The 23,839-nt window shown below is 71.3% G+C and carries 24 protein-coding genes and 1 pseudogene; 10 read left to right on the forward strand and 15 right to left on the reverse strand.

Annotated features, from left to right (window positions below):
- The first annotated feature begins 121 nt into the window (after positions 1 to 121).
- Positions 122 to 1,819, forward strand: coding sequence for a cellulase family glycosylhydrolase (locus tag ACFYQA_RS27265; protein ID WP_388923023.1), 1,698 nt, complete (start codon positions 122 to 124; stop codon positions 1,817 to 1,819).
- Between the two features lie 80 nt (positions 1,820 to 1,899).
- Here ACFYQA_RS27265 and ACFYQA_RS27270 read toward each other — a convergent pair whose 3' ends face one another.
- A complete protein-coding gene (locus ACFYQA_RS27270) occupies positions 1,900 to 2,613 on the reverse strand; it encodes a class F sortase (protein WP_388923026.1) in 714 nt (237 codons plus the stop codon).
- Between the two features lie 117 nt (positions 2,614 to 2,730).
- A complete protein-coding gene (locus tag ACFYQA_RS27275; protein ID WP_388923029.1) occupies positions 2,731 to 3,477 on the reverse strand; it encodes a hypothetical protein in 747 nt (248 codons plus the stop codon).
- A gap of 146 nt (positions 3,478 to 3,623) precedes the next feature.
- Here ACFYQA_RS27275 and ACFYQA_RS27280 point away from each other — a divergent pair, with 146 nt between their 5' ends.
- From ACFYQA_RS27280 to ACFYQA_RS27290, 3 genes and pseudogenes are all read left to right on the forward strand, one after another.
- On the forward strand, positions 3,624 to 3,959 hold the full coding sequence (locus tag ACFYQA_RS27280) for a hypothetical protein (protein ID WP_388923032.1): 336 nt from the start codon (positions 3,624 to 3,626) through the stop codon (positions 3,957 to 3,959).
- Between the two features lie 89 nt (positions 3,960 to 4,048).
- Positions 4,049 to 5,272, forward strand: a complete 1,224-nt coding sequence (locus ACFYQA_RS27285; RefSeq protein WP_388923034.1) for an MFS transporter — start codon at positions 4,049 to 4,051, stop codon at positions 5,270 to 5,272.
- Positions 5,273 to 5,353: 81 nt separating this feature from the next.
- Positions 5,354 to 5,572, forward strand: a pseudogene (locus ACFYQA_RS27290) (maleylpyruvate isomerase N-terminal domain-containing protein); the annotation flags it as partial.
- A gap of 85 nt (positions 5,573 to 5,657) precedes the next feature.
- Here the strand turns inward: ACFYQA_RS27290 and ACFYQA_RS27295 are convergent.
- On the reverse strand, positions 5,658 to 6,044 hold the full coding sequence (locus tag ACFYQA_RS27295) for a MarR family winged helix-turn-helix transcriptional regulator (RefSeq protein WP_386401508.1): 387 nt from the start codon (positions 6,042 to 6,044) through the stop codon (positions 5,658 to 5,660).
- Positions 6,045 to 6,163: 119 nt separating this feature from the next.
- Between ACFYQA_RS27295 and ACFYQA_RS27300 the strand changes: the two genes are divergently transcribed.
- Positions 6,164 to 6,433, forward strand: coding sequence for a DUF6332 family protein (locus ACFYQA_RS27300; RefSeq protein ID WP_388923140.1), 270 nt, complete (start codon positions 6,164 to 6,166; stop codon positions 6,431 to 6,433).
- Here the strand turns inward: ACFYQA_RS27300 and ACFYQA_RS27305 are convergent.
- The 3 genes from ACFYQA_RS27305 to ACFYQA_RS27315 form a co-directional block, all read right to left on the reverse strand.
- Complete coding sequence (locus ACFYQA_RS27305) at positions 6,394 to 7,059, reverse strand: response regulator (RefSeq protein WP_386401270.1); 666 nt, start codon at positions 7,057 to 7,059, stop codon at positions 6,394 to 6,396. The two genes, ACFYQA_RS27300 and ACFYQA_RS27305, sit on opposite strands and share 40 nt — an antisense overlap.
- Entirely contained in the window at positions 7,056 to 8,336 is a 1,281-nt protein-coding gene (locus tag ACFYQA_RS27310) for a sensor histidine kinase (RefSeq protein ID WP_388923038.1), read from the reverse strand. Before ACFYQA_RS27310 ends, ACFYQA_RS27305 begins: the two co-directional genes overlap by 4 nt.
- A 116-nt stretch (positions 8,337 to 8,452) precedes the next feature.
- Positions 8,453 to 9,148 carry a TetR/AcrR family transcriptional regulator gene (locus ACFYQA_RS27315; protein WP_388923041.1) on the reverse strand — a complete coding sequence of 232 codons (696 nt, stop codon included), beginning with the start codon at positions 9,146 to 9,148 and terminating at the stop codon, positions 8,453 to 8,455.
- A 218-nt stretch (positions 9,149 to 9,366) separates the two neighbouring features.
- Between ACFYQA_RS27315 and ACFYQA_RS27320 the strand changes: the two genes are divergently transcribed.
- Complete coding sequence (locus ACFYQA_RS27320) at positions 9,367 to 9,816, forward strand: nitroreductase family deazaflavin-dependent oxidoreductase (protein WP_388923043.1); 450 nt, start codon at positions 9,367 to 9,369, stop codon at positions 9,814 to 9,816.
- On the opposite strand, the gene ACFYQA_RS27325 is transcribed toward ACFYQA_RS27320, so the two are convergent.
- Positions 9,806 to 11,107 carry a geranylgeranyl reductase family protein gene (locus ACFYQA_RS27325; protein WP_388923046.1) on the reverse strand — a complete coding sequence of 434 codons (1,302 nt, stop codon included), beginning with the start codon at positions 11,105 to 11,107 and terminating at the stop codon, positions 9,806 to 9,808. The two genes, ACFYQA_RS27320 and ACFYQA_RS27325, sit on opposite strands and share 11 nt — an antisense overlap.
- Positions 11,108 to 11,339: 232 nt before the next feature.
- Here ACFYQA_RS27325 and ACFYQA_RS27330 point away from each other — a divergent pair, with 232 nt between their 5' ends.
- On the forward strand, positions 11,340 to 12,710 hold the full coding sequence (locus ACFYQA_RS27330; protein WP_388923049.1) for a dipeptidase: 1,371 nt from the start codon (positions 11,340 to 11,342) through the stop codon (positions 12,708 to 12,710).
- A 119-nt stretch (positions 12,711 to 12,829) separates the two neighbouring features.
- On the opposite strand, the gene ACFYQA_RS27335 is transcribed toward ACFYQA_RS27330, so the two are convergent.
- The 3 genes from ACFYQA_RS27335 to ACFYQA_RS27345 all read right to left on the reverse strand — a co-directional run bounded on the left by ACFYQA_RS27335 (position 12,830) and on the right by ACFYQA_RS27345 (position 15,268).
- Positions 12,830 to 13,870 carry an NUDIX domain-containing protein gene (locus ACFYQA_RS27335; protein WP_388923052.1) on the reverse strand — a complete coding sequence of 347 codons (1,041 nt, stop codon included), beginning with the start codon at positions 13,868 to 13,870 and terminating at the stop codon, positions 12,830 to 12,832.
- Positions 13,871 to 14,016: 146 nt separating this feature from the next.
- Complete coding sequence (locus tag ACFYQA_RS27340) at positions 14,017 to 14,211, reverse strand: hypothetical protein (protein WP_388923055.1); 195 nt, start codon at positions 14,209 to 14,211, stop codon at positions 14,017 to 14,019.
- Positions 14,212 to 14,314: 103 nt separating this feature from the next.
- The gene (locus ACFYQA_RS27345) at positions 14,315 to 15,268 is read right to left on the reverse strand and encodes an ROK family protein (protein WP_388923058.1); all 954 of its coding nucleotides are present in this window, start codon (positions 15,266 to 15,268) and stop codon (positions 14,315 to 14,317) included.
- A gap of 237 nt (positions 15,269 to 15,505) precedes the next feature.
- On the opposite strand from ACFYQA_RS27345, the gene ACFYQA_RS27350 reads away from it, so the two are divergent.
- Positions 15,506 to 16,555 carry a LacI family DNA-binding transcriptional regulator gene (locus ACFYQA_RS27350; protein WP_388923061.1) on the forward strand — a complete coding sequence of 350 codons (1,050 nt, stop codon included), beginning with the start codon at positions 15,506 to 15,508 and terminating at the stop codon, positions 16,553 to 16,555.
- 273 nt (positions 16,556 to 16,828) lie between these two features.
- Here ACFYQA_RS27350 and ACFYQA_RS27355 read toward each other — a convergent pair whose 3' ends face one another.
- Complete coding sequence (locus tag ACFYQA_RS27355; protein ID WP_388923064.1) at positions 16,829 to 18,133, reverse strand: DUF6986 family protein; 1,305 nt, start codon at positions 18,131 to 18,133, stop codon at positions 16,829 to 16,831.
- Positions 18,134 to 18,427: 294 nt separating this feature from the next.
- On the opposite strand from ACFYQA_RS27355, the gene ACFYQA_RS27360 reads away from it, so the two are divergent.
- Positions 18,428 to 19,393 carry an endonuclease/exonuclease/phosphatase family protein gene (locus ACFYQA_RS27360; RefSeq protein WP_388923067.1) on the forward strand — a complete coding sequence of 322 codons (966 nt, stop codon included), beginning with the start codon at positions 18,428 to 18,430 and terminating at the stop codon, positions 19,391 to 19,393.
- 94 nt (positions 19,394 to 19,487) lie between these two features.
- On the opposite strand, the gene ACFYQA_RS27365 is transcribed toward ACFYQA_RS27360, so the two are convergent.
- The 3 genes from ACFYQA_RS27365 to ACFYQA_RS27375 all read right to left on the reverse strand — a co-directional run bounded on the left by ACFYQA_RS27365 (position 19,488) and on the right by ACFYQA_RS27375 (position 21,998).
- The gene (locus ACFYQA_RS27365) at positions 19,488 to 20,450 is read right to left on the reverse strand and encodes an electron transfer flavoprotein subunit alpha/FixB family protein (RefSeq protein ID WP_388923069.1); all 963 of its coding nucleotides are present in this window, start codon (positions 20,448 to 20,450) and stop codon (positions 19,488 to 19,490) included.
- A gap of 91 nt (positions 20,451 to 20,541) precedes the next feature.
- Positions 20,542 to 21,330: an electron transfer flavoprotein subunit beta/FixA family protein gene (locus ACFYQA_RS27370; protein ID WP_388923071.1), complete on the reverse strand. Its 789-nt coding sequence runs from the start codon at positions 21,328 to 21,330 to the stop codon at positions 20,542 to 20,544.
- Positions 21,331 to 21,611: 281 nt separating this feature from the next.
- Positions 21,612 to 21,998: a thioredoxin family protein gene (locus ACFYQA_RS27375; protein WP_388923074.1), complete on the reverse strand. Its 387-nt coding sequence runs from the start codon at positions 21,996 to 21,998 to the stop codon at positions 21,612 to 21,614.
- A 488-nt stretch (positions 21,999 to 22,486) separates the two neighbouring features.
- Here ACFYQA_RS27375 and ACFYQA_RS27380 point away from each other — a divergent pair, with 488 nt between their 5' ends.
- The gene (locus ACFYQA_RS27380; RefSeq protein WP_388923077.1) at positions 22,487 to 23,215 is read left to right on the forward strand and encodes a lysophospholipid acyltransferase family protein; all 729 of its coding nucleotides are present in this window, start codon (positions 22,487 to 22,489) and stop codon (positions 23,213 to 23,215) included.
- Positions 23,216 to 23,234: 19 nt separating this feature from the next.
- Here the strand turns inward: ACFYQA_RS27380 and ACFYQA_RS27385 are convergent, their stop codons facing one another.
- Positions 23,235 to 23,825 (reverse strand): transglutaminase domain-containing protein, encoded by a 591-nt coding sequence (locus ACFYQA_RS27385; RefSeq protein WP_388923080.1) that lies wholly within the window; start codon positions 23,823 to 23,825, stop codon positions 23,235 to 23,237.
- Between the last annotated feature and the right edge of the window lie 14 nt (positions 23,826 to 23,839).

The following is a 23,839-nucleotide window of genomic DNA, read 5'->3' on the forward strand; positions in this document are numbered from 1 at the left end:
GCCCCCCACGGCACGCATGACGCACCCTCATGAACCACGGCACGGACACGAACCAGGACCGAATCCGGGACCGGCACCGAACCGACCCCCGTATCACCCGAGCCACCCCTCTGGAGCCGCCATGAGATCCCGCACGCCCACCCCCACCCACACACCCGCCCCGTCTTCCACCCCCACCACCCCACTCCCCCGTACGGCCGCGCTCCCCCGTGCGGTCGGTCTGTTCGCCGCCCTCTTGGGCCTCCTGCTCCCGCTGCTCGCCCTCGGCACCCCGGCGCACGCGGCACCCACCGGCTTCCGCGTCGAGAACGGGCGACTGCTGGAGGCTTCCGGGAACGACTTCGTGATGCGCGGGGTCAACCATGCCCACACCTGGTACACGGACCGGGTCAGTTCCCTCGCGCACATCAAGGCCAAGGGCGCCAACACCGTGCGCGTGGTCCTCTCCAGCGGCGACCGGTGGACCGCCAACGACGCCGCCGACGTGGCGAATGTCGTTGCGCAGTGCAAGCAGAACCGGCTGATCTGTGTCCTGGAGGTGCACGACACCACCGGTTACGGCGAGCAGAGCGGAGCGGTCACCCTTTCCCGCGCCGCCGACTACTGGATCGGCGTCCGGAGCGCGCTGACCGGCCAGGAGGACCACGTCGTCGTCAACATCGGCAACGAACCCTACGGCAACACCAACTACGCGAACTGGACGGCGGACACCAAGGCCGCCATCCAGAAGCTGCGCAACGCGGGTTTCGACCACACGCTGATGGTCGACGCCCCCAACTGGGGCCAGGACTGGGCGTTCACCATGCGTGACAACGCCGCCTCGGTGTTCGCCGCCGACCCGGACGCCAACACGGTGTTCTCCATCCACATGTACGGCGTCTTCGACACCGCCGCCGAGGTCAGCGACTACCTGGGCCGCTTCGTCTCCGCGCGACTCCCGATCGTGGTGGGCGAGTTCGGCCACGACCACTCGGACGGAAACCCCGATGAGGACGCCATCCTCGCCGTCACCCAGCAGCTCGGCCTCGGCTACCTCGGCTGGTCCTGGAGCGGCAACGGCGGTGGGGTCGAGTACCTGGACATGGTCACGAGCTTCGACCCGGACCGGCTGACCGGCTGGGGGCAGCGCCTCTTCAACGGCGCCAACGGCATCGCCGCGACCTCCGAGGAGGCCGAGATCTACTCGTCCGGATCAGGCGGTGACACCACGGCCCCGACCGCCCCCGGCAGGCCGGCCGCCTCCTCGGTGACCTCGTCGTCGGCCACGCTCTCCTGGGCGGCGGCCACCGACGAGAACGGAGTGACGGGCTACGACGTCGTCCGGATCAGCGGCGGCGGGGAGACGGCCGTCACCACGACCGCAAGCACCTCCGCCGCCCTCACCGGCCTCTCCCCCGAGACCTCCTACACATTCGCCGTGTACGCCCGGGACGCGGCCGGCAACCGCTCACCGCGCTCCGGCACGGTGACGGTCACCACGCCTCCCGGCGGGAGCCAGGGCTCCTGCGCGGTCGCCTACCGGGTGACGAACGAGTGGCCCGGCGGCTTCCAGGGTGAGGTCGTCATCCACAACACCGGCAGCTCGGCGGTCGACGGCTGGACTCTGAACTGGGTCTTCCCCGGTGCCCAGCGCATCACCAACATGTGGGGCGGCACCCCTGTCCAGACCGGTTCCGAGGTCAGTGTCGCCTCGGCTTCCTACACCGCGTCGATCCCTGCGACGGGCTCCGTCACCCTCGGCTTCACCGCCACCACGACGGACGGCAACCCCGGTCCGTCGGCGTTCGCCCTCAACGGGGCCCTCTGCTCCACGGCCTGACGAACGCGCTGCCCGGAAGGGTGTCCTGGTCCCCTTCCGGGCAGCGATCCATTCGAGTCGGCCCGACCGTTCTGTGCGGGTCAGACCAGGTGGGCGAAGACCACCAGGTTCTCGGTGTAGTCCTTGGCCTTGCGGTCGTACTCCCCGGAGCAGGTGATGAGCCGGACCTGAGCCTCGTCCGTGTCGGCGTAGACACGCTTGTCGGGGAAGTCGTCCTTGGCGAACGACTCCGCGTGGTGGACCACGAACTCGGCCTTACGCCCGTCGGCCCGCTCCACCTCGAAGTGGTCGCCCTTCTCGAGTTCGGAAAGCCGGGCGAACACAGCGGCCGAGGCTTTCGTGTCCACATGTCCGGCGATGATCGATGTTCCGCGCTCCCCCGGGGACGCGCCACCGGCGAACCAGCCGACCAGATTGGTGTCGTACGGAGGTGGTGCGTCGAGCTCGCCCGAGGCGGCGATGGCGAGATCGGTGAAGGGCGCGTCGACGTTGATGTCGGGGATGCGCAACCGGGTCGGGGCGGACCGTGGCAGATGCTTGCCGGCCGGCCGGTCCTCGGCGGAAGCACTGGCCGCGGTACTGGCGGCGGAGGCGGAGGTAGTAGCGGCGGCGGACGTCGCGGGAGGAGCGTGCGAGCCGAGGGCGTCGGCGGGGGGATCCCCCCTGCCGCCGAGCAGACTCACCGCCAGCACCAGGGTTGCCGTGCCCCAGAAGATCGCCGTCATGACGGCGCGCAGCCTCCGCCGCGCCGGGGCCGGATCTGTGGGGACGGAGGAAAGGGGGCGGGCTGCCATTGGGGGACCACCTCATTCGGACACGGCAGCGAAACGGGGGCGAAAGCGGCGAGCGGGGCCGCCATGACACACGTCGTGTGTCATGCCGGCCCCGGTTGCTATGACGCCAGGCATGGATCAGGCCACGCTTCCGGACGCCTTCTTGCGTCGCAGCGCGTAGGCGCCGGCGCCGAGAACGGCCAGCGCGGCCAGGCCGCCGCCGGAGACACTCGGGTCAGAGAGCCCGCCACCGCCCGTGTGCACACCGCCGCTCGGCTTCTCGTGCTCCCAGTCCTTCTTGCCCTCGTACTCGCCCTTGTCCTCGTCCTTGTACTCGTCCTTGTACTCGCCCTTGTCCTCGCCCTTGTCGTGCTTGCTACCCCAGTCGCCCTTGTCCTCGTCCTTGTCGTGCTTGCTACCCCAGTCGCCCTCGTTCACGGCGGCCAGCGCGCCACCGCCGGTGTGCACACCGCCGCTGGGCTTGCCGTGCTCCCCGCCCTCCTTCTTGCCCTCGTCCCTGTCCTCGTCCCTGTCCTCGTCCCTGCCCTCGTCCCTGTCCTCGTCCTTGTCCTCGTCCTTGTACTCGTCCTTCGACCCTTCCTTGTCCTCGTCCTTGTACTCGTCCTTCGACTCGTCCTTGTCGTGCTTGCCGCTCCAGTCGTCCCCGTCCCCGGTGGTCAGGGCGCCACCGCCGGTGCGCACACCGCCGTTCGGCTTGTCGCGGCTGCTGTCCTCGTCGTGGCTGCTGTCCTCGTCGTGCTCCTTGCTGTAGGAAGACTTGTCGTGGTCCCAGTCGCCTGCCGTGACGGCGAAGGCTGTGGGCGCCGAGACCACGAGGGCCGCGGTGGCCGTCGCGGTGGCGAGCAGCATGCGGGCAGAGCGCATCCGATTGTCCTTCCATCGGTGACCCCGGCTGCTGACTCCACGTCAGCACGCTTGACCGGGCCCCGACGTGATCTACCGTCAGTCATATGTCCGGCTCCCACCATTCGAGGCGTTCACACGGGTTACGAAGCCACCCCTACGGCGGTATGACGGCTCACCCGGGGATGGCGGCGAGCCGCTGCCGCGAGCAGGCGGGATTCCGGACCTGGGGCGAGGTCCACGGGATCGAGGTCGCCGACGTCACTGTCGGGCGGACGGCACGGCGGCATGCCTTCATCGCGTTCGACGTGGTCAGCGCCATGCCGGGCCAGGATCCCGAGCAGCCGCTCTTCTTTGCCGCCCTCGTGACGACCGGGGACGGAACGGCCGGGACAAGCCCTTTCGCGGCCATCACGGGTGGGCTCTACGGGCCGACGGAGTACGAGCTCTCGCTCACCCTCCTGCGGCGGTTCGTGGGCGGCGGCACTAACCTCGTCGCCTGACGCCTCGCCCATGGGACCACCGCCACCCCGGACCGCGCGGGCCGGCCCTCTCCTTGCCCCTGGCCCGGGGGTCCACTTAGCCTCATTTTGTGCCGCTAATAAACAAACTCTGCTCGCACAGCGTCGTGCCGCGCTCCGACCTCGTCCGCCTCCGCCTCGCCCTGACCCTCTTCTTCGCCCTCGACGGCTTCGTCTTCGCCGGCTGGGTCGTGCGCATTCCCGCCATCAAGGAGCAGACCGGTGCCTCCGCGAGTGCGCTGGGGCTCGCCCTGCTCGGGGTCTCCGCCGGAGCCGTCGTCACGATGATCTTCACCGGCCGGCTGTGCCGCCGCTACGGCAGTCATCCCGTCACCGTGGTCTGCGCGGTCCTCCTCTGCCTCAGCGTCGGCCTGCCGCCGCTCACCCACTCCGCGCTCGCGCTCGGCACCGTGCTCCTGGTGTTCGGCGCGGCCTACGGCGGCATCAATGTCGCCTTCAACAGTGCGGCCGTCGATCTGGTGGCCGCACTGCGGCGCCCCATCATGCCGAGCTTCCACGCCGCGTTCAGCCTGGGCGCCATGGTCGGCGCGGGGCTGGGTGCCCTGGTCGCCGGTTCCCTCTCGCCCACCCGGCATCTGTGGGGGCTCGCTGCCATCGGCCTGCTGGTGACCGCCGTAGCGGGACGGATGCTCATGCGGATCGAGCCGCTGGTCCCTGCTGACCGGGGGCAGGGGCGGGGGAAAGAGGCCGGGCGGACCGAGCAGGGCGGACCGCGCCGACTGGACGGCCGTACTCGCACGCTGGTGATCGTCTTCGGGCTGATCGCGCTCTGCACCGCCTACGGCGAGGGGGCCCTGGCCGACTGGGGCGCGCTGCATCTGGAGGAGGACCTCGGCGCCTCGCCGGGCGTCGCGGCCCTCGGGTACTCCTGCTTCGCGCTCGCCATGACGATCGGGCGACTCACCGGTACGACACTGCTCGAGCGGCTGGGCAGGACCCGGACCCTGGTCGCGGGCGGCACCATCGCGACGGCCGGGATGCTGTTCGGTGCGCTCGCGCCCTCACTGGAGGGAGCCCTGCTCGGCTACGCGATCACCGGCATCGGCCTCGCCAACCTCTTCCCGGTGGCCATCGAACGCGCGGGCGCGCTCGCCGGCCCTGGTGGTGTCGCCACGGCATCCATCCTGGGGTACGGCGGCATGCTCCTCGGCCCGCCGGCGATCGGGTTCATGGCGGACTGGTTCAGCCTTCCGGCTGCCCTGACCAGCGTGGCGGTGCTCGCGGCGGTGGCCACGGTGATCGGGTTCGCGACCCGCAAGGCGGCCCCGGCCTGACCGGGGCAGCTTGCCGCACATATAACCCCATCGGCCCCGGTCGCGTACGGCAGACTCCTCCCCCTGGACGTTTCCTGGTTCGTGGGGATCCTGGACGAAGAGGGCCGGCTGCTGGCCGAAGCCGCCGAGAAGACCGGCCCGGACGCCGAGGTGCCGACCTGCCCCGAGTGGCGGGTGCGTGACCTGGTCCGGCACACCGGGGTGGTGCACCGGTGTGCCGCCGCCTTCGTTGCCGACGGACATGTCCCGCCCCTCCGGATGAGTAGTTGTATCTCGCGGTGTGGAACCGACTGCCGGTGCCCGCGCTGTCGGGCGACCCGGCCCTCGCCACGCTCTGGCGGAACACGTCCGCCGTGGTCCAGGTTCCCGCCCCCAGGCCCCCGACTCAGGGGTGCGCGAGCATCCGGGTCAGCACCGCGCGCTGAACGGGAAGCACTTCACCGTGCAGCGCGCGCCCCTTCGCCGTCAGCGAGACCCGGACGCCCCGCCGGTCCTCCGCGCACGTGCCCCGTTCGGCGAGCCCCTCCCGCTCCAGACGGGCGATCAGCCGGGACAGCGCGCTCTGACTCAGGTGGACACGCTCGGCGATCTCCTGGACGCGGTAGGAGCATCCGCGCACCGCACTCGCGAGGATGTCCAGAACTTCGAAGTCGCTACCGCACAGGCCGTGTTCATGCAGTGCACGGTCGAGTTCGCACTGCGTGCGGGCATGCAGGGCCAGTATGTCCCGCCACTGTTGCACGAGCGCCTGTTCGGCCTGCTTCGCCGCCATGGCCGCACCGTAGCAGGCACGCCGCCCGCACCACGTACGCGCTGCGGACTCCTTGTCCTTCCGGCCCCGGGCTGTTTGCCTTCGAAGGCCGAGCAGGGGACGCGGGTGAGGAGTTGCGGGTGCGGCGGACTCAGGCCGAGCGGGATGCGATCACCGTCGAGATCGGCTACGCGCTGTGCAGCGCGGCGTTCGCCGCTGCGGTCGTCTTCGGTGTCGTGGCGGGTCCGGCGCTGCTCTTCACCCTCCCTGATGCCGTCGAAGGGCTGCTGCTCGGCGCCGGGGCGGTGCTTGCGCCGGTCCTCTTCCTGGTTCGGGTGGTCAGTGTACTGAGGCGGTTCCGGTCAACGGATCAGCCGAGCCAGCCCGGCCGGACCAGACCCGACTCGTAGGCCAGGACGACCAGTTGCGCCCGGTCGCGGGCGCCGAGTTTGACCATGGTGCGGCTGACGTGGGTCTTGGCGGTGAGCGGGCTGACGACCAGACGGCGGGCGATCTCCTCGTTGGTCAGGCCGATGCCGACCAGGGCCATCACTTCCCGTTCCCGCTCGGTGAGGTCGGACAGGGTGTCGGCGGCGGCCGGTTCCTTGGACCGGGCCGCGAACTCGGCGATCAGGCGCCGGGTCACCCCCGGTGAGAGCAGTGCGTCGCCGGCAACCACCGCCCGTACCGCCCGTAGGAGTTCGTCGGGTTCGGTGTCCTTCACCAGAAATCCCGAGGCGCCCGACCGGATCGCCTCGAAGACGTACTCGTCCAACTCGAAGGTGGTGAGCATGACCACCTTCACGTCCGCCAGACCGGCGTCACCGGTGACCCGGCGGGTGGCGGCGAGCCCGTCGAGCACGGGCATACGGATGTCCATCAGGACGACATCGGGACGCAGTTCGCGGATCAACCGCACCGCTTCGGCGCCGTCGGCCGCCTCTCCCGTCACCTCGATGTCCTGCTGCGCGTCCAGCAGAGCCCGGAAGCCTGCCCGGACCAGTGCCTGGTCGTCGGCGAGTACTACACGGATCACCGGTCCTCCTCGGCGTCGAGCGGCAGCACGGCGAGCACCCGGAAGCCACCGTCGGGACGCGGGCCCGCCTCGATGGTGCCGTCGAGGGCAGCGGCCCGCCCCCGCATCCCGGCGAGCCCGTTGCCGCTGCCGCCCGCGTCGGCACCGGTGGCGGGCCCGTCGTCGTCGATGCGCAGCCGCAGCCTCCCCGTCTCCCGGTCGATGCGTACGCGCGCGTGTCGTGACCCGGAATGCCGTACTACGTTGGTGAGGGCCTCCTGGAGAATCCGGAAGGCGGCCAGGTCCGCGCCGGGCGAAAGCTTCGGTGGCTCCCCCTCGACGGTGACGGCGAGGCCCGCGCCCGCCGCCTGGTCCACCAGTTCGGGCAGGCGGGCCAGGCCGGGTGCCGGGGCGCGCGGCGCGTCACCGGGGGCACGCAGCGTGTCGAGCACGTGGCGCACCTCCCCCAGTGCCTCCTTGCTCTGGTTCTTGATGGTGGTGAGCGCGGTGCGCGCCTGCTCGGGGTCGCTGTCGAGGAGCGCGAGTCCGACGCCCGCCTGCACATTGATGACGGAGATGCTGTGCGCGAGCACGTCGTGCAGTTCGCGGGCGATGCGGAGCCGTTCCTCGTCCGCGCGCCGCCGTACCGCCTGAGCACGCTCGGCGCGCTCCCGTGCCCACTGCTCGCGGCGGGTCCTGGCCAGTTCCGCCACCGCAACGACGGCCACCACCCAGGTGGCGGTCACGATTTCCTCGTTCCAGGAGGCAGCCGCGTCGCCGGCGGGCGGCAGCCACCGGTGGAGCGGATGGGCGAGCAGCAGGTGCCCTGCCCAGAGTGTTCCCATCGCCGCCCAGGCCGCCTGGCGGTGGCCGGTGACGACGGCGCTGAAGCAGGCGACGGCGACGGTCAGGAACACCGGCCCGTACGGGTAGCCGGCGCCCAGATAGAGCAGCACGGCGGCCACGCTGGCGAACACCACCGGCACCGGATGCCGCTGCCGCCACAGCAGCACCACTCCGGCCGCGCACAGCAACAGGCGTGCGAAGGGATCGAGGGCGACGCGCTCACCCTCCTGGGAGTGCTCCGCGAAGGCGGAGCCGATCAGCACGAAGGCGGTGAGCAGCAGGGTGGAGGGCCAGGGCCACCGGGAACGCCGGTTCCTGGCGCCGTCCCCGTCGGCCCCGTCGGCCCCGTCGTCCCAGCGGCCCTTCCCGGGTGGGCCGTACCGCCACCAGCCGGGAGGACCGGGCCGCCACCTGCCCGGCGGCCCGCCGCCGGGCCCGCGCTGCTCGTCCATGTCCGTCACGCTAGACGCCGGATGCCGGTGGCGGCGTCACCCCGGCGAGGTGATCACGCGTACTCCCCCGGAAGTACGCGTCGGCGCGGGGCGGCGGAACGACGGGAGAGCCGGGGTTACGACGCCGCCGGCAGGCCGACCGAACGGGCGAGGCGGTCCACCGCGTACCGGAAGAACCTCTCACGGTCCTCCACGACCCGGTGGAACTGCCCGAACAGTTCGAACCCGACCAGTCCGAACAGCTCGGCCCAGGCCGCCACCATCGCCACCACCACCTCCGGGGGGAGGCCGGGCGCGAGGTCGGCGGCCATCCGCTCGGCCTCCGGCCGCAGTTCGGCCGACAGGGGCGGCAGGGCCAGAGCGGAGCAGCGGTGTGCGTCCCGCAGGATGTCGAAGGCGAGGAAGGCCAGGCGGGAGGCGGCCGGCACGGTGGTGTCGGGTGCCTTGTAGCCGGGGACCGGCGAACCGTAGATCAGCGCGTACTCGTGCGGGTGCCCGAGCGCCCAGGTACGCGCGCTCTCGCAGATCACGGTCCAGCGCCGGGCCGGTGGGGTACCCGCGACCTCGGCGTGGGCCGTTTCGGCGGCCTCGCCGAGGGAGTCGTAGGCGTCGATGATGAGAGCGGTCAGCAGATCGTCGCGGCTGGGGAAATACCGGTACAGGGCGGAGGACGCCATGCCGAGTTCACGGGCCACGGCTCGCAGCGAGAGCTTGGCGGCGCCTTCCGCCGCGAGCTGTCTGCGGGCCTCCTCCTTGATCGCCGCGGTGACTTCGATCCTGGCCCGTGCACGGGCGCCGTGTGCGGTGCTCATGGAATCAGTCTTCCACGAAATCGGAGCACTGCACACAAAAGAGATCGGCAGACGCAAAAGAGAGCACTGCTCTTGCGCAACAGCGTCAGGCCGTGCAGACTTGCGCCAACGAACGGAGAGCAGTGCTCACGAAAAGGAGCGATGCTCTCACTCGTTCCGCGTCTCCTTCACCGCGCCGCCACTCCGGCGACCCGACCCGTTCTCACCTGGGGGTCCTCATGTCCACGCACGTCAAGAAGCCCGGCTGGTTCACCGTCAACGTTCTCAACCGCCTCGTGGCGTGGCTGACCCGCCACGGGCTGAGCGTCTGGGGGTCCAGGGTGCTTGCGGTCCGCGGCCGCAAGAGCGGTCAGTGGCGGACCACCCCGGTCAATTTGATGACCCTGGACGGTGCTCAGTATCTCGTCGCACCCCGGGGCCACGTCCAGTGGACGCACAACATGCGGGCGGCCGGCGGCGGCGAACTGCGCCTCGGGAAGAACGTCGATTCCTTCACCGCGACCGAGGTCGCCGACGACGACAAGCCACCGCTGCTGCGCGCCTACCTCAAGCGCTGGAAGGCGGAGGTCGGTGCCTTCTTCGACGGAGTGGGCCCGGACTCCTCCGACGAGGAGTTGCGCCGCATCGCCCCCGACCACCCGGTCTTCCGGGTCACGGTCACGGGCTGACGGACGCGCCCCCGGCCTCGGAGCCGCTTCCGGTCCCGTCCCCGGCACCGGCCCTGTCCGTGACACCGGAGCCGCCGCCCGAAGGACGCCGCTCCAGCGCGATCATGGCGCGGTGGGCCAGCGGATGGGTACGGACCAGCTCACTGAGCGTCGTCGAACCGCGGGTGATGTCCCGGAAGGCGTTCCAGGCGGGGCGGAAGGTGGTGAGGACGGCGTGGAACACCCCGGGGCGCCGCTCGAACGCGGCCAGTATCCGCTTGCCCACGCTCATCTCGGTACCGAGCCCCGCCTTGACCGCGAAGGCGTAGTTCAGCGCCTGCCGGCGTGTGTCCACGGCGTCGTGGGCCTCGGCGATGCGCACCGCCCACTCCCCCGCCAGCCGGCCCGAGCGCAGCGCGAAGGAGATGCCCTCGCGGGTCCACGGTTCCAGGAGCCCGGCGGCGTCCCCACACACGAGCACCCGTCCGCGCGACAGTGGAGAGTCGTCCGCCCGGCACCGGGTCAAGTGGCCGGAGGAGATGCTCGGTTCGAAGCCGGCGAGACCGAGCCGCCCGATGAAGTCCTCCAAGTACCGCTTGGTCGCGGCGCCTTCACCACGCCGGGAGATCACGCCGACGGTGAGCGTGTCCCCCTTGGGGAAGACCCAGCCGTAACTGCCGGACATCGGGCCCCAGTCGATGAGGACCCGCCCCTTCCAGTCCTCGGCGACGGTGTCCGGTACCGGGATCTCCGCCTCCAGGCCCAGGTCGACCTGGTCCACCTTGACTCCGACGTGTGCTCCTATGCGGCCGGCGCTGCCGTCCGCGCCGACCACGGCCCGCGCGAGCACTCTCTCGCCGCCCTGCAGGACAAGCGCGACCGTGCGGCGGTCCGGTACCGCCGGGCCGTGCTGCTCGACCCGCTGCACGGCGGCACCGGTGCGCACCTCCGCACCGGCCTTCTGCGCGTGCTCCACCAGCTGGTGGTCGAACTCGGGCCGGTTGATCAGCCCGAACAGCATCTGCCGGGAGCGACGGGTACGGGTGAAACGGCCGTTGAGCGAGAACGTCACCGCGTGTACCCGGTCCTTCAGCGGAAGCTCGAAGCCGGGAGGCAGGGAGTCCCGCGACGGACCGATGATGCCGCCACCACACGTTTTGTAGCGCGGCAGTTCCGCCTTCTCCAGCAACAGCACGCGCCGTCCCGCGACCGCTGCCGCGTAGGCGGCCGAGGCCCCCGCGGGCCCTGCGCCCACCACGACGACGTCCCATACCTGCCGCGCGTCGTCCGCCGAAGAGTTCTCGCTGCTCACGATGGTCTACTGCTCCCGATCCAGCCGCCTGCCTCCCCCGTGCTCTCGGCTTCACTCGAGCAGGGGGTACCCCATCTGTCCACCGCATACTACGGCGACGATCACTCGAAGCCGCTGTGGGAGGATCGTGCGGCATGGGTGCCCCGTACACCGGACCTCACCCGTGCTCCACGATCGTCTCGCCCACGAACGTACGCACCCGTACAACGTCGCACCCACAAGGAGCGTGCCCATGTCGTCGAATCCGGTCGCCGTGACCGTCGCCTCACTGATGCCCAGGGCGAAGGAGGAGCTCGCCGAACTGGTGGCCTTCAAGTCGGTGGCGGACTTCGGTCAGTTCCCGCGCAGCGAGAGCGAAGGCGCCGCACGCTGGGTCGCGGACGCGCTCACGGCCGAGGGGTTCCAGGACGTGGCCCTCCTCGACACCCCCGACGGCACCCAGTCGGTGTACGGCTTCCTTCCCGGCCCCGAAGGCGCCAGAACGGTGCTCCTGTACGCCCACTACGACGTGCAGCCGCCGCTGGACGAGGCCGGCTGGGACACCCCGCCGTTCGAACTCACCGAGCGGGACGGCCGCTGGTACGGGCGCGGGGCCGCCGACTGCAAGGGCGGGGTGATCATGCACCTGCTGGCGCTGCGCGCGCTCAAGGCCGACGGCGGCGTTCCCGTCAACGTCAAGGTGATCGCCGAGGGCTCGGAGGAGCAGGGCACCGGCGGCCTGGAGCGGTACGCCGAGCAGCACCCCGAACTGCTGGCCGCCGACACTGTCGTCATCGGCGACAGCGGCAATTTCCGCGCCGGTCTGCCGACGGTGACCGCCACCCTCCGCGGTATGACGCTCGTACGGCTGCGTGTCGACACCCTCGAAGGCAACCTGCACTCGGGTCAGTTCGGTGGCGCCGCGCCCGACGCCCTGGCCGCCCTGATCCGCGTCCTGGACTCGCTGCGCGCCGAGGACGGCAGCACGACCGTCGACGGGCTGGCCGGCGACAGCGCCTGGGACGGGCTGCAGTACGACGACGAGCAGTTCCGCAAGGACGCCAAGGTCCTCGACGGCGTGGAGCTGATCGGCTCCGGCACGATCGCCGACCGCGTCTGGGCCCGCCCGGCCGTCACCGTCCTCGGCATCGACTGCCCGCCGGTCGTCGGCGCGACCCCGTCCGTGCAGGCGAGCGCCCGTGCGCTGATCAGCCTGCGCGTGCCGCCGGGTGTCGACGCGGCCGAGGCGACCAAGCTGCTCCTGGCGCACCTGGAGGCGCACACGCCGTGGGGCGCGCGGGTGAGCACCGAGCACATCGGACAGGGGCAGGCGTTCCGCGCCGACACCACCAGCCCGGCCTACCGGGCCATGGCCGACGCGATGGCGGTCGCGTACCCGGGCCAGGAGATGAGTTACGCGGGGCAGGGCGGATCCATCCCGCTGTGCAACACCCTCGCGGCCCTCTACCCGCAGGCGGAGATCCTGCTCATCGGCCTGAGCGAGCCGGAGGCGCAGATCCACGCGGTGAACGAGAGCGTCTCACCCGATGAGCTGGAACGGCTGTCGGTCACGGAGGCGCTGTTCCTGCGCAACTACGCGTCCGCGGCCGAGTCCACGGGCTGATCCCGCCCGCGCGGCACGGCTGCGGTGCGACGCCCGGCCCGGGGACCATGCACCGGGCCGGGCCGCGCACCGCGGACAGGTCGCGCCGGGCCGCGCGAGGCCCGGCCGGGTTCCGGACGTCAGCCGACCGGTACCCCCGCTTCCAGATACATCGCCTTCCCGCGTTCCCGTGCCCGCAGGGCGCGGCGGAGCCGTTCGTAGCGCACCGGGGGCAGCATGTCGGCGGCCTCCGTTTCGGAGACGAAGCGCCAGTCGCGGAGTTCGGGGCCGGGCAGCAGCAGCCGCGCGGCGGCGGCGGCGTGCAGACGGCCACCGTCGAAGAGCAGGCGCAGGCCGCCGTAGGCGGGCGGCGCGGGCGGTTCCCAGTCGACGACGAGCAGGGACGGCGGATCGTCGAGGCGGATGCCGGTCTCCTCGGCGACTTCGCGCATGCCCGCGCGCGCGGGCGCCTCACCGGGTTCGACGACCCCGCCGGGGAACTCCCAGCCCGGCTTGTAGGTCGGGTCGACCAGCAGCACTCTGTCGCGCTCGTCGAAGAGGAGGACACCGGCGGCGACCGTCTCGGCCGTCGGCTCGGGCGTCTGCACGATGTCGCAGGCGGGTGCCTCGCCGCTGCCGACCGCCTCGACGATCCGGACGGCGGTGTCGTACGGGCTCAGCGGGCCGGTGCCGACCGGGTAGGCGTCGGCGGTGAGCCAGGAGGCCAGGGCGGCCTTGTACGGCTCGATGTGGTCGTAGGACCACTGCCGGATCCGTATCTCGCCGTCCGGGAGGTCCGGCGGAACCTCCCGGCCCGCTATTCGCTCACGCAGGATCGTTTCCGCCGGAGCGAGGAGGACATGCCGGACCGGAATGCGGCGGGCCGCGAGGCCGCCGAAGATCTCGTCGCGGTAGTCCTGTCTCAGCAGGGTCATGGGAACGACCAGGGTCCCGCCGAGTTCGGCGAGCATTGCCGCCGCCGTGTCGATCACGAGCCGGCGCCAGATGGGAAGGTCCTGGAAGTCGCCGGCCTCGGCCAGGCGTTTGGGCGGAAGCAGATGGCTGAGCGCCCCGCCGATGACTTCGGGATCGAAGAGCGCGCTGTTCGGGATCAGTTCGATCAGTTCCCGTGCGGTCGTGGTCTTCCCCGCACCGAACGCACCGTTGATCCAGACGATCACGGTTCCCCCTCTTCTGTTGGGCCCCCTGTGGCTTGCCCGCTCCACCCTGCCACGGAAACCAGCCCCAGTTGAGAACGCACACCGACGGCGCCGGCGCCCCTCCGGGGGGGGGCGCCGGCGCCGTCGGACGGTTGTGCGGCGGGCCGTCAGCCCCTGGCCTTCCGGTCGCCGTCGGCCGCGTCGGCCGGGCCGTCGTCGATGACGGTGTGGTCGAGGGTGCTGAGTGCGTCGCCGACGGGGAGGCCGTCGAGGCCCTCACCGAGCGCGTGCGACGGAGTGACCGCCGCGACGACGAAACCGGTGGCCAGGGAGGCGATGGCGAGCATGCTGCGCTTCTTCATGCCGGGCTCAACGGCCGAAGCCGCCCCGGGGTCACGCACGGACACACACGGACCTGTACGACGAGCGTGAACGCTCCTGCGGACACCCGTCCCCCGGCCGCGGTCAGACGCCCGCCGCCGCCGGGTCCGTCCGCAGGGTCAGGGCCGCCGCCGCGGCGCCCACCAGCCCGGCGTCGGTTCCCATCCGCGCCGGCGTCACCACCAGACGCCGGACGAACGACAGCGTCGCGTACTCGGTCAGGGCCTGACGCAGGGGGGCGAAGAGGACCTCGCCCGCCTTGCCCACCCCCCCGCCGACCACCGCGATGTCGATCTCGACGAGTGTCGCGGTGGCCGCGATTCCGGCGGCCAGCGCCCGTGCGGCCCGCGCGAACGACGCCACGGCCACCGGGTCCCCTGCGCGGGCGGCAGTGGCCACCGCGGCGGCGGAGATGTCGCCGTCCGGTCCGGGGAGCCAGCCGTTCGCCAGGGCTCGGCGGGCGATGTTGGGCCCGCTCGCGATGCGCTCCACGCAGCCGCGCGAGCCGCACGGGCACGGGTCGCCGTCGAGGTCCACGCTGATGTGGCCGATGTGCCCCGTGTTGCCGGTCGGCCCGGGGTGCAGCCGGCCCCCCAGCACGAGTCCGCCGCCGACCCCGGTCGAGACGACCATGCACAGCGCGTTGTCATGGCCGCGAGCGGCGCCCTGCCAGTGTTCGGCCGCCGTGATCGCCACACCGTCGCCGATCAGCTCCACGGGCAGTCCACCGGTCGCCGCCCGTACCCCGGCGACCAGCGGGTAGTCACGCCAGCCGGGCACGTTCACCGGGCTCACCGTGCCCGCGGAGGCGTCCACGGGGCCCGCACTGCCGATGCCGACAGCGCTCGCGTGCCCCCACAGCGGGGACGCGGTGAGCTCGCCCAGCACCGCCTCGACCGACCGCATCACGGTGTCGCCGTCCGCCTCGGCGGGCGTCGGCCGCTGGGCGCGGACCTGTATCCGGCCCTGCCCGTCCACCAGCGCACCGGCGATCTTGGTGCCGCCGATGTCGAGCGCTGCCACGAGGTCGGTGTGCATCAGTCTCGGTTCTCCCCGTCAACCATGAGAAAGGCGCTGAAACAGCCCATGCGCGGCCACGAACCGACACACAGGGTGAGCCGCACCCCGATGTCGCGATCACTCGCGGGCCAGGATGCGCGGTGGACAGTGTCCCTGAGCCTGACAACGTTGTCCAGGCTCTATGCTCGACGCCACATCCTCATACAACCCCATGGATCCACACAGCCCGTGGTCGACAGAACAGGACACCGCACCGTGCCGGAGACACCTCGCCGCACCCACCGCCTCTCAGGGTCCCGTTACGGCAACCGTCCGACCATGAAGGACGTGGCGGCCCGTGCCGGAGTCGGCCTGAAGACGGTCTCGCGGGTGGTCAACGGCGAACCCGGGGTCACGCCGGAGACGGAGCGCCGGGTGCAGGAGTCCATCGAGGCCCTCGGTTTCCGCCGCAACGACAGCGCGCGGGTGCTGCGCAAGGGCCGTACCGCCAGTATCGGTCTGGTCCTGGAGGATCTCGCGGACCCGTTCTACGGTCCGCTGAGCCGGGCGGTCGAGGAGGTCGCCCGCGCACACGGCGCGCTGCTGATCAACGGTTCCAGCGCGGAGGACGCCGACCGCGAGCAGGAGCTGGTGCTGGCACTGTGCGCCCGCCGGGTGGACGGCCTGGTGGTGATTCCGGCCGGTGACGACCACCGGTATCTCGAGCCGGAGCTCAGGGCGGGCGTCGCCACGGTCTTCGTGGACCGGCCGGCAGGCCGGATAGACGCCGACGTCGTCGTGTCGGACAACTACGGCGGCGCCCGTGACGGCGTGGCCCACCTCATCGCCCACGGGCACCGCAGGATCGGTTTCATCGGTGACATGCCCGGTATCCACACCGCGTCCGAGCGGCTGCGCGGCTATCGCGCCGCCATGGAGGACGCGGGCATACCGGTGGAGGACGCCTGGATGTCCCTGGGGGTCACCGACCCCGAGCGGGTGCGCCGGGCCACCGAGGAGATGCTGTCCCGCCCGGATCCGGTCACGGCTGTCTTCACGGGCAACAACCGGGTGACGGTCACCGTGATCCGGGTCCTGAGCAAGCGGTCCCGCCCCGTGGCGCTCGTCGGCTTCGACGACATCGAGCTCGCCGATCTGCTCCGGCCGGGGCTCACGGTCGTCGCCCAGGACTCCGCGGCCCTCGGCCGGACCGCCGCCGAACGCCTCTTCCGCCAGCTGGACGGCACCCTGCTCGCACCCGAGCGGATCGAGCTGCCGACCAAGTTGATCACGCGCGGCTCGGGTGAGCTGCCCCCGGCGGACTGAGCGCCCGTGTCCGCGAGGATCCGCACGAACGGCGCACACCACGCAGATGGCCGCCACCGCCGTTCAAGTGACCGCGCACACCCCGTGGACGACGCGGACCGTACGCTGCGAACGCTGGGCCTGGCCGAGGCGCCGCGCGAGCATCCGTTGCGGTACCCGGGTGCGCGGCCGCGGGAGTCCGGGCTGCCGGCCGGAAAGACGACGCGAACGCGCCGGTCACTCTGGAGCATTGCGGAAGGCGGCTCCCGCACGACTGTTCCACAGAGGTGGCGGCTACGGCGCGGAGGCCGTCGGGTCACCGCGGCGCGGGAACGCGAAGCCCTCCAGGTCGACGCGGGTGAGACCGGTCGCCCATGCCACCTCGGCATGGTCCAGGGCGCCGCAGTCCAGGCCGCGCAGCAGGTGGCCGGCGAGGGCCTTGGCGGTGGCGGGCTCGTCCATGACGTCGCCGGCGGTCCGGGCGGCGTACCGGGCGAGTCGGGCTGCGGCCTGTTCGAAACTCTCGCGGTAGAAGGCGAAAACGGCCGCGTAGCGGGTGGGCAGATGCCCGGGGTGCATGTCCCAGCCCTGGTAGTAGGCGCGGGCCAGGGCCCGGCGGGTGAGGTCGTAGTGCAGTCTCCAGGCGGCGTGGACCTGCTCGGTCGGGCCGACGGGCAGGACGTTGGTGGAGCCGTCCGAGACGCGTACGCCGGTGCCCGCGGCGGCGACCTGCATGACGGCCTTGGCATGGTCGGCGGCCGGGTGGTCACTGGCCTGGTGTGCGGCGGAGATGCCGAGACAGGCGCTGTAGTCGAAGGTGCCGTAGTGCAGCCCTGTGGCACGCCCTTCGGCGGCCTGGATCATCCGGGCGACGGTGGCGGTGCCGTCGGCGGCGAGAACGGCCTGGCTGGTCTCGATCTGGATCTCGAAGCCGAGCCGGCCGGGTTCCAGCCCGCGTGCCCTCTCGAACGCCCCGAGGAGCCGCACCATGGCGGTGACCTGCTCGGGAGAGGTGACCTTGGGCAGCGTCAGCACCAGTCCTCCGGGCAGCGGGCCGGCCTCGGCCAGGCCGGTGAGGAAGATGTCGAGGGTGCGGATGCCCCGGTCTCGCACCGCGGCCTCCAAGCACTTCATCCGGATACCCGTGTACGGGGCCGCCGTGCCGTCCCGGTACGCCTCGGCGATCAGCCGCGCGGCGCGGGCGGCGGCCTCGTCCTCCTCGGCGTCGGGGCGGTTGCCGTAGCCGTCCTCGAAGTCGACGCGCAGGTCCTCCACGGGTTCGCGCTCCAGCTTGGCGCGGACGCGGCCGTACACCGCCTCGGCCAGGGCGGGGTCCAACCCGAGGACGGCAGCGAACGATGCGGCGGCCGGAGCGTGTTCGTCGAGAGCGGCCAGGGCCTGGTCGCCCCAGGAGCGGAGGGTGCCGGCGCTGAAGGCGTCGCCGGGGACGTAGACGGTGTGGACGGGCTGACGGGTGCCGGGGTCTCCGGGGTAGCGGCGCTCCAGCTCGGCGTCGACCGGCGCCAGGAAGGCGCTGATCTCCGCGCCGACGGCATCCGCGATACTCGTGGCCACCCGTTCCTGCCGGCCCTGGCTCATCCGTGTCCTCCAGATCCCTCATGCCCCGGGACACGCCCGCTCCGCACTTTCCGCGACACGGAATCAACAATCTGTTGAATGAAGCTATCGGGCGGCCTTCGCGCCGGTCAACACCACCTCATCCCCCTCCCGCATCCCGATCCTCTCCACCCTCTCGGCATGCTCACGTCCATATGACACCGTCTGACACGGAACCACGCGCCGCCCGGCACCGCACCACCTCGCGCCACCCGCACACCGACGTATGTCCGACTCTCCCGGACACCGCCGCGCAGCACCAGCGAAGGAGCTCCTGTGCCGAACCACAGCCGCGTCACGCGCCGCCTGGGACTGAAGACCGCGCTCGCCGCCTCCGTCGCCCTTCCGCTCTCCAGTACAGCGCTGCCTCCCGAGCCCGCCTCGGCCCAGGAAGCCCAGGAAGCCCAGGAAGCCCAGGAAGCCCAGGAAGCCCAGGAAGCCCAGAAAGGCCAGGACCACCGGGGCAGGCCGCTCGAGGTCATGTCGTTCAACCTGCGCTTCGCCAGTACCGCGGAACCCCACAGCTGGGCCGCCCGCAGACCCGTGATGCGCCGGCTGCTGCGCCGCGAGCAGCCGCATGTCATCGGCACCCAGGAGGGACTCCACCAGCAACTGCGCGACATCGGGACGGACCTGGGTCCGTCCTACGACTGGATCGGCACCGGCCGGGCGGGCGGCAGCCGCGACGAGTTCATGGGAATCCTCTACGACACCCGCCGGCTCGCCCCCCTGGAGTACGACCACTTCTGGCTCTCCGACACGCCGTACCTGATCGCCTCGAACACCTGGGGCAACGCCCACATCCGCATGGTCACCTGGGTCCGCTTCCGCGATCTGCGCGCAGGCGACCGGGAGTTCTACGTGCTCAACACCCACCTGGACAACGCGAGCCAGTACGCGCGCGAGCGGGCCGCCGCCCTGATCGCCGAGCGTGTCACCGGGCTGGCCCGCTCCCTGCCCGTGATCGTGACGGGGGACTTCAACGTCGCCGCCCGAGGGAACCCGGTGTACGACACGATGCTGGGCGCCGGTCTCGTCGACACCTGGGACGCGGCGGCCGAGCGGGGCGAAGCGTACGGGACGTTCCACGGCTACGGGCCGCTGGTGCCGGGCGGTGCCCGAATCGACTGGGTCCTGGCCACGCCCGGCGTCACGGTGCACCGCGCTTCGGTCAACACCTACGCCCCGGAAGGCCGGTTCCCGAGCGACCATCTGCCGGTGCAGGCGTCGCTCACCCCGTGACGGCCGGGGCGGCCCCGTTCCGGAACGGGCGAAGGCCCCCACAACCGCGCCGGACGCGGTCGCGGGGGCCCGGGCTCGTACGGCCCTGAGGGGATCAGCCCTTGCGGGTGTTGATCTCCTCGGTGAGCTGCGGGACGACGTCGAACAGGTCGCCGACGACGCCGTAGTCGACCAGGTCGAAGATCGGAGCCTCGGCGTCCTTGTTGACCGCCACGATCGTCTTCGAGGTCTGCATACCCGCACGGTGCTGGATCGCTCCGGAGATGCCGGAGGCGACATACAGCTGCGGCGAGACCGACTTGCCGGTCTGGCCGACCTGGTTGGTGTGCGGATACCAGCCGGCGTCGACCGCGGCACGCGAGGCACCCACGGCCGCGCCCAGGGAGTCGGCGAGCGCCTCGATGACCGCGAAGTTCTCCGCGCCGCCCACGCCACGGCCACCGGAGACCACGATCGCGGCCTCGGTCAGCTCCGGGCGGCCACTCGACTCGCGCGGGGTGCGGCCAATGACCCTGGTGCCCCTGGCCTGCTCGGAGAAGGTCACGGACAGCGCCTCGACCGCGCCGGCGGCCGGGACGGCCTCCACGGCCGCGCTGTTCGGCTTGACCGTGATGACCGGGGTGCCCCGGCAGACACGGGAGCGGGTGGTGTAGGCGGCGGCGAACACCGACTGCGTGGCCACCGGGCCCTCCTCGCCGGCCTCGAGGTCGACGGCGTCGGTGATGATGCCGGAGCCCAGGCGCAGCGCCAGGCGGGCGGCGATCTCCTTGCCCTCGGCGGAGGAGGAGACGAGAACGGCGGCCGGCGAGACGGCCGCGACCGCGGCCTGCAGGGCGTCCACCTTCGGCACGACCAGGTAGTCGGCGTACTCGGCGGCCTCGTGGGTCAGCACCTTCACCGCGCCGTGCTCGGCCAGCACGCCGGCGGTGGCGGCGGCGCCGTTGCCCAGCGCGACGGCGACCGGCTCGCCGATGCGGCGGGCCAGCGTGAGCAGCTCCAGGGTCGGCTTGCGGACGGCGCCGTCCACGTGGTCGACGTAGACGAGAACTTCAGCCATGGGACTTCTTCTCTCCTGCTTGCGAAGTATGAGGGGCGGGAAGCGAGTCGAGCCTCTTGGTTCGGATGAACTCCTGGCTCACGAGGCTGTATCAGACGAACTTGCGCTCCGCGAGGAAGGCGGCGAGCTGCCTGCCGCCCTCGCCCTCGTCCTTGACGATCGTGCCCGCGGTGCGGGCCGGGCGCTCGGTCGCGGCCTCGACCACGGTGTAGGCGCCGGCCAGGCCGACCTCGTCGGCCTCGAGGCCGAGGTCGGACAGGTCCCAGGACTGAACCGGCTTCTTCTTCGCCGCCATGATGCCCTTGAAGGACGGATAACGCGCCTCGCCCGACTGGTCGGTGACCGACACGACCGCCGGCAGCAACGCCTGCAGCTGCTCGGAGGCGTCATCGCCGTCACGACGCCCCGACACCGTGCCGTCCTCGAGGGAGACCTCCGACAGGAGCGTCACCTGCGGCACGCCCAGGCGCTCCGCGAGCAGCGCCGGCAGCACACCCATGACGCCGTCGGTGGAGGCCATGCCGGAGATCACCAGGTCGTAGCCGGCCTTCTCGACGGCCTTGGCCAGGACCAGGGAGGTACCGAGGGCGTCACTGCCGTGCAGGTCCTCGTCCTCCACGTGGATCGCCTTGTCCGCGCCCATGGACAGCGCCTTGCGCAGCGCGTCCTTGGCGTCCTCCGGACCCACCGTCAACACGGTGATCTCCACGTCGTCGTCGGAGTTCTCCGCGATCTGCAGCGCCTGCTCGACCGCGTACTCGTCCAGCTCGGAGAGCAGACCGTCCACATCGTCGCGGTCGACGGTCAGGTCATCGGCGAAGTGCCGGTCGCCGGTGGCGTCGGGCACGTACTTCACGGTGACAACGATCCTCAAGCTCACGCCGGCTCTCCTACTGCAATCGTCATTTCTGGCTGCCTGCCTTCAGGCAGCATAGGCGCCTCAAACGGCCGTTCCCGATCGGGGCGATCCATGGTTCCGAGCGAAATATTACTCGCCAGTACACCTAGTTCATTCCCGCTGAGCAAGCGCTTTGAACTGTGACCTTCGCAACGCAGCGTAACCGGAACTCGACCGGCATGCAGCAGCAGTCGCCCCGGGGCCGGTCACGCGGGACGTGGGAACGTCCCCGTCGGCGAAGGAGGAGAGGGCGGCCCGCCCCGTCATACGGCCTCGCCGAGCGCGGCGATCACATCGGCCTTGCGCGGCTGGCCGGTGGCGCGCCGGACGATGCTGCCGTCGGCGTCGAGGACCAGCACGGTGGGAGTCTTGAGGATGTCCAGCCGGCGCACGAGGTCCAGATGGGCCTCGGCGTCGATCTCCACGTGGGCCACGCCGGGAACCAGGCCGGCCACCTCGCCGAGCACCCGCCGGGTCGACCGGCAGGGCGCGCAGAACGCGCTGGAGAACTGGACGAGGGTGGCTCGTTCACCGAGGTCCGCGCCGAGCTCAGTGGCCCTCAGCCGCTTGCCGTCATCCCGCCCTCGCACCCGTACTCTCCCGCTCCGCCGCCGCTGCAGCACTCCGAAGGTGCTCACCGCCGCGAGCACCGGCACACACCGTGAGTCCGATCGCCATCCGTCGAAGCGTTCACGAGACCGCAAAGATTCCCGGCACCCGCACGGGCTCCCGTGCGGAATGCCTGATCCACGGACATCGAGCGAGAGGGCCCCGCTTCGGGGCCGCCGTGACGATCGTCGTGCCGGTCACCGGGAACGTGTTGCCGCCGGCCCGGCGGACGCCGGCGTTCGCCTGCGGCGCGGCGGCCCTCCTCAGTGTCGCGCTCGGTTACCGCCCGTGATGCGAGATGCACCTGCTCCTGCGGCGGACGACGGCGCACGTGGGGTAATAGCGACGCAAAAGCCCGAGGTGGGTCAAGGGGGTGGACGTGACGAGAATCTCGCCGCAGGCAGGCACCAGGGCTGGTTCGGCGGTCGTTCTTGGGGCACCATCAGCGACAAGCCGTAAACCTACGGCTGCGTAACTTCGACTGGGAGTCCCCCTTCCCAGGCAGAGCAGGAAGGGTTCCACCGCACCCATGGCAGAACTCGTCTACCGTCCCGTGATCGGTTTCGCCCAGACTCTGTTCAAGGCGTGGGACCTCAAGATCGACTGCCGGGGTTCGGAGAACATCCCGCGTACGGGCGGCGCCGTACTGGTCAGCAACCACATCAGCTACCTGGACTTCGTCTTCAACGGCCTCGCCGCGCTGCCGCAGAAGCGGCTCGTGCGCTTCATGGCGAAGGACGCGGTGTTCCGGCACAAGATCTCGGGTCCGCTGATGCGCGGGATGAAGCACATCCCCGTGGACCGCGACCAGGGCGACACGGCGTACGCGCACGCGCTCGCCTCGCTGCGGTCGGGCGAGATCGTGGGTGTCTTCCCGGAGGCCACGATCTCCCAGTCCTTCACGCTGAAAAGCTTCAAGTCGGGTGCCGCGCGCATGGCGCAGGAGGCGGGCGTGCCCCTGATCCCGATGGCCGTGTGGGGCACCCAGCGGCTGTGGACCAAGGGACACCCCCGCAACTTCAAGCGCAGTCACACCCCGATCACCATGCGCGTCGGCGAGGCGGTCGAGGCGTCCAAGGACAAGTACGCGGGCGTGATCACCCGGCAGCTCCGGGGACGGGTACAGGAACTGCTGGAGGCCGCGCAGCGCTCCTATCCGGTGCGCCCCAAGGGCCCGGACGACACCTGGTGGATGCCGGCCCACCTCGGTGGCACGGCGCCGACCCCGGAGCAGGTCCGTGCCGCCGAGGCGCGCTGAGCCGCCGCCGGTGTGCATGTCATGATCCGGCGCGCTCCGGCAGGCCGGTGGGAAGCGTCCGCCACAGGTGCGGGCGGTCCCGCGCGGCCTTGAGCACGTTCAGCACGACGGGATGCGGTGCGGCGTACAGGAGCGGGTGGTCCCTCTCACCGGCGGCCGGATCGGGCGTGAAGGCCAGTCGCTCCCCGTCCAGGGAGAAGCGGGCGTCGACCCCCGGCTTGTTGCCCCGGGGGTCCTGCCGGTGCCAGGCACCACGGAACCGCACGGCGACCAGTCCGTGCAGCACCCCGAGATTCTGGTAGCACAGCGCGGTCGGAATGTCCTCGGCCCGCAGCAACGCGGCCAGCGCGTGGGCCTTGGCGTAGCAGATCCCGGTGCGCCGCTCCAGGACGTCGGAGGCACGCCAGGTGACGCGAGGGTCACCGGAGTCCTGCGAGTGCGGGATGGTGTCGCGTACGAACTCGAAGGCCGCCCGCGCATATTCATACGAGTCGGCCACTCCGGCCGCGAGCCTGGCGGCCGTCTCGCGAACCAGCTCATGACGGTGGTCGATCGCCTCATCGGCAGCCAGATAGGCCGAGAAGTCCGGGGTTTCCTGGATGATCCGCATACCGTCGAAGCGTA

The organism is Streptomyces sp. NPDC005774 (assembly GCF_042871645.1).
Classification (GTDB): Bacteria; Actinomycetota; Actinomycetes; order Streptomycetales; family Streptomycetaceae; genus Streptomyces; species Streptomyces pratens.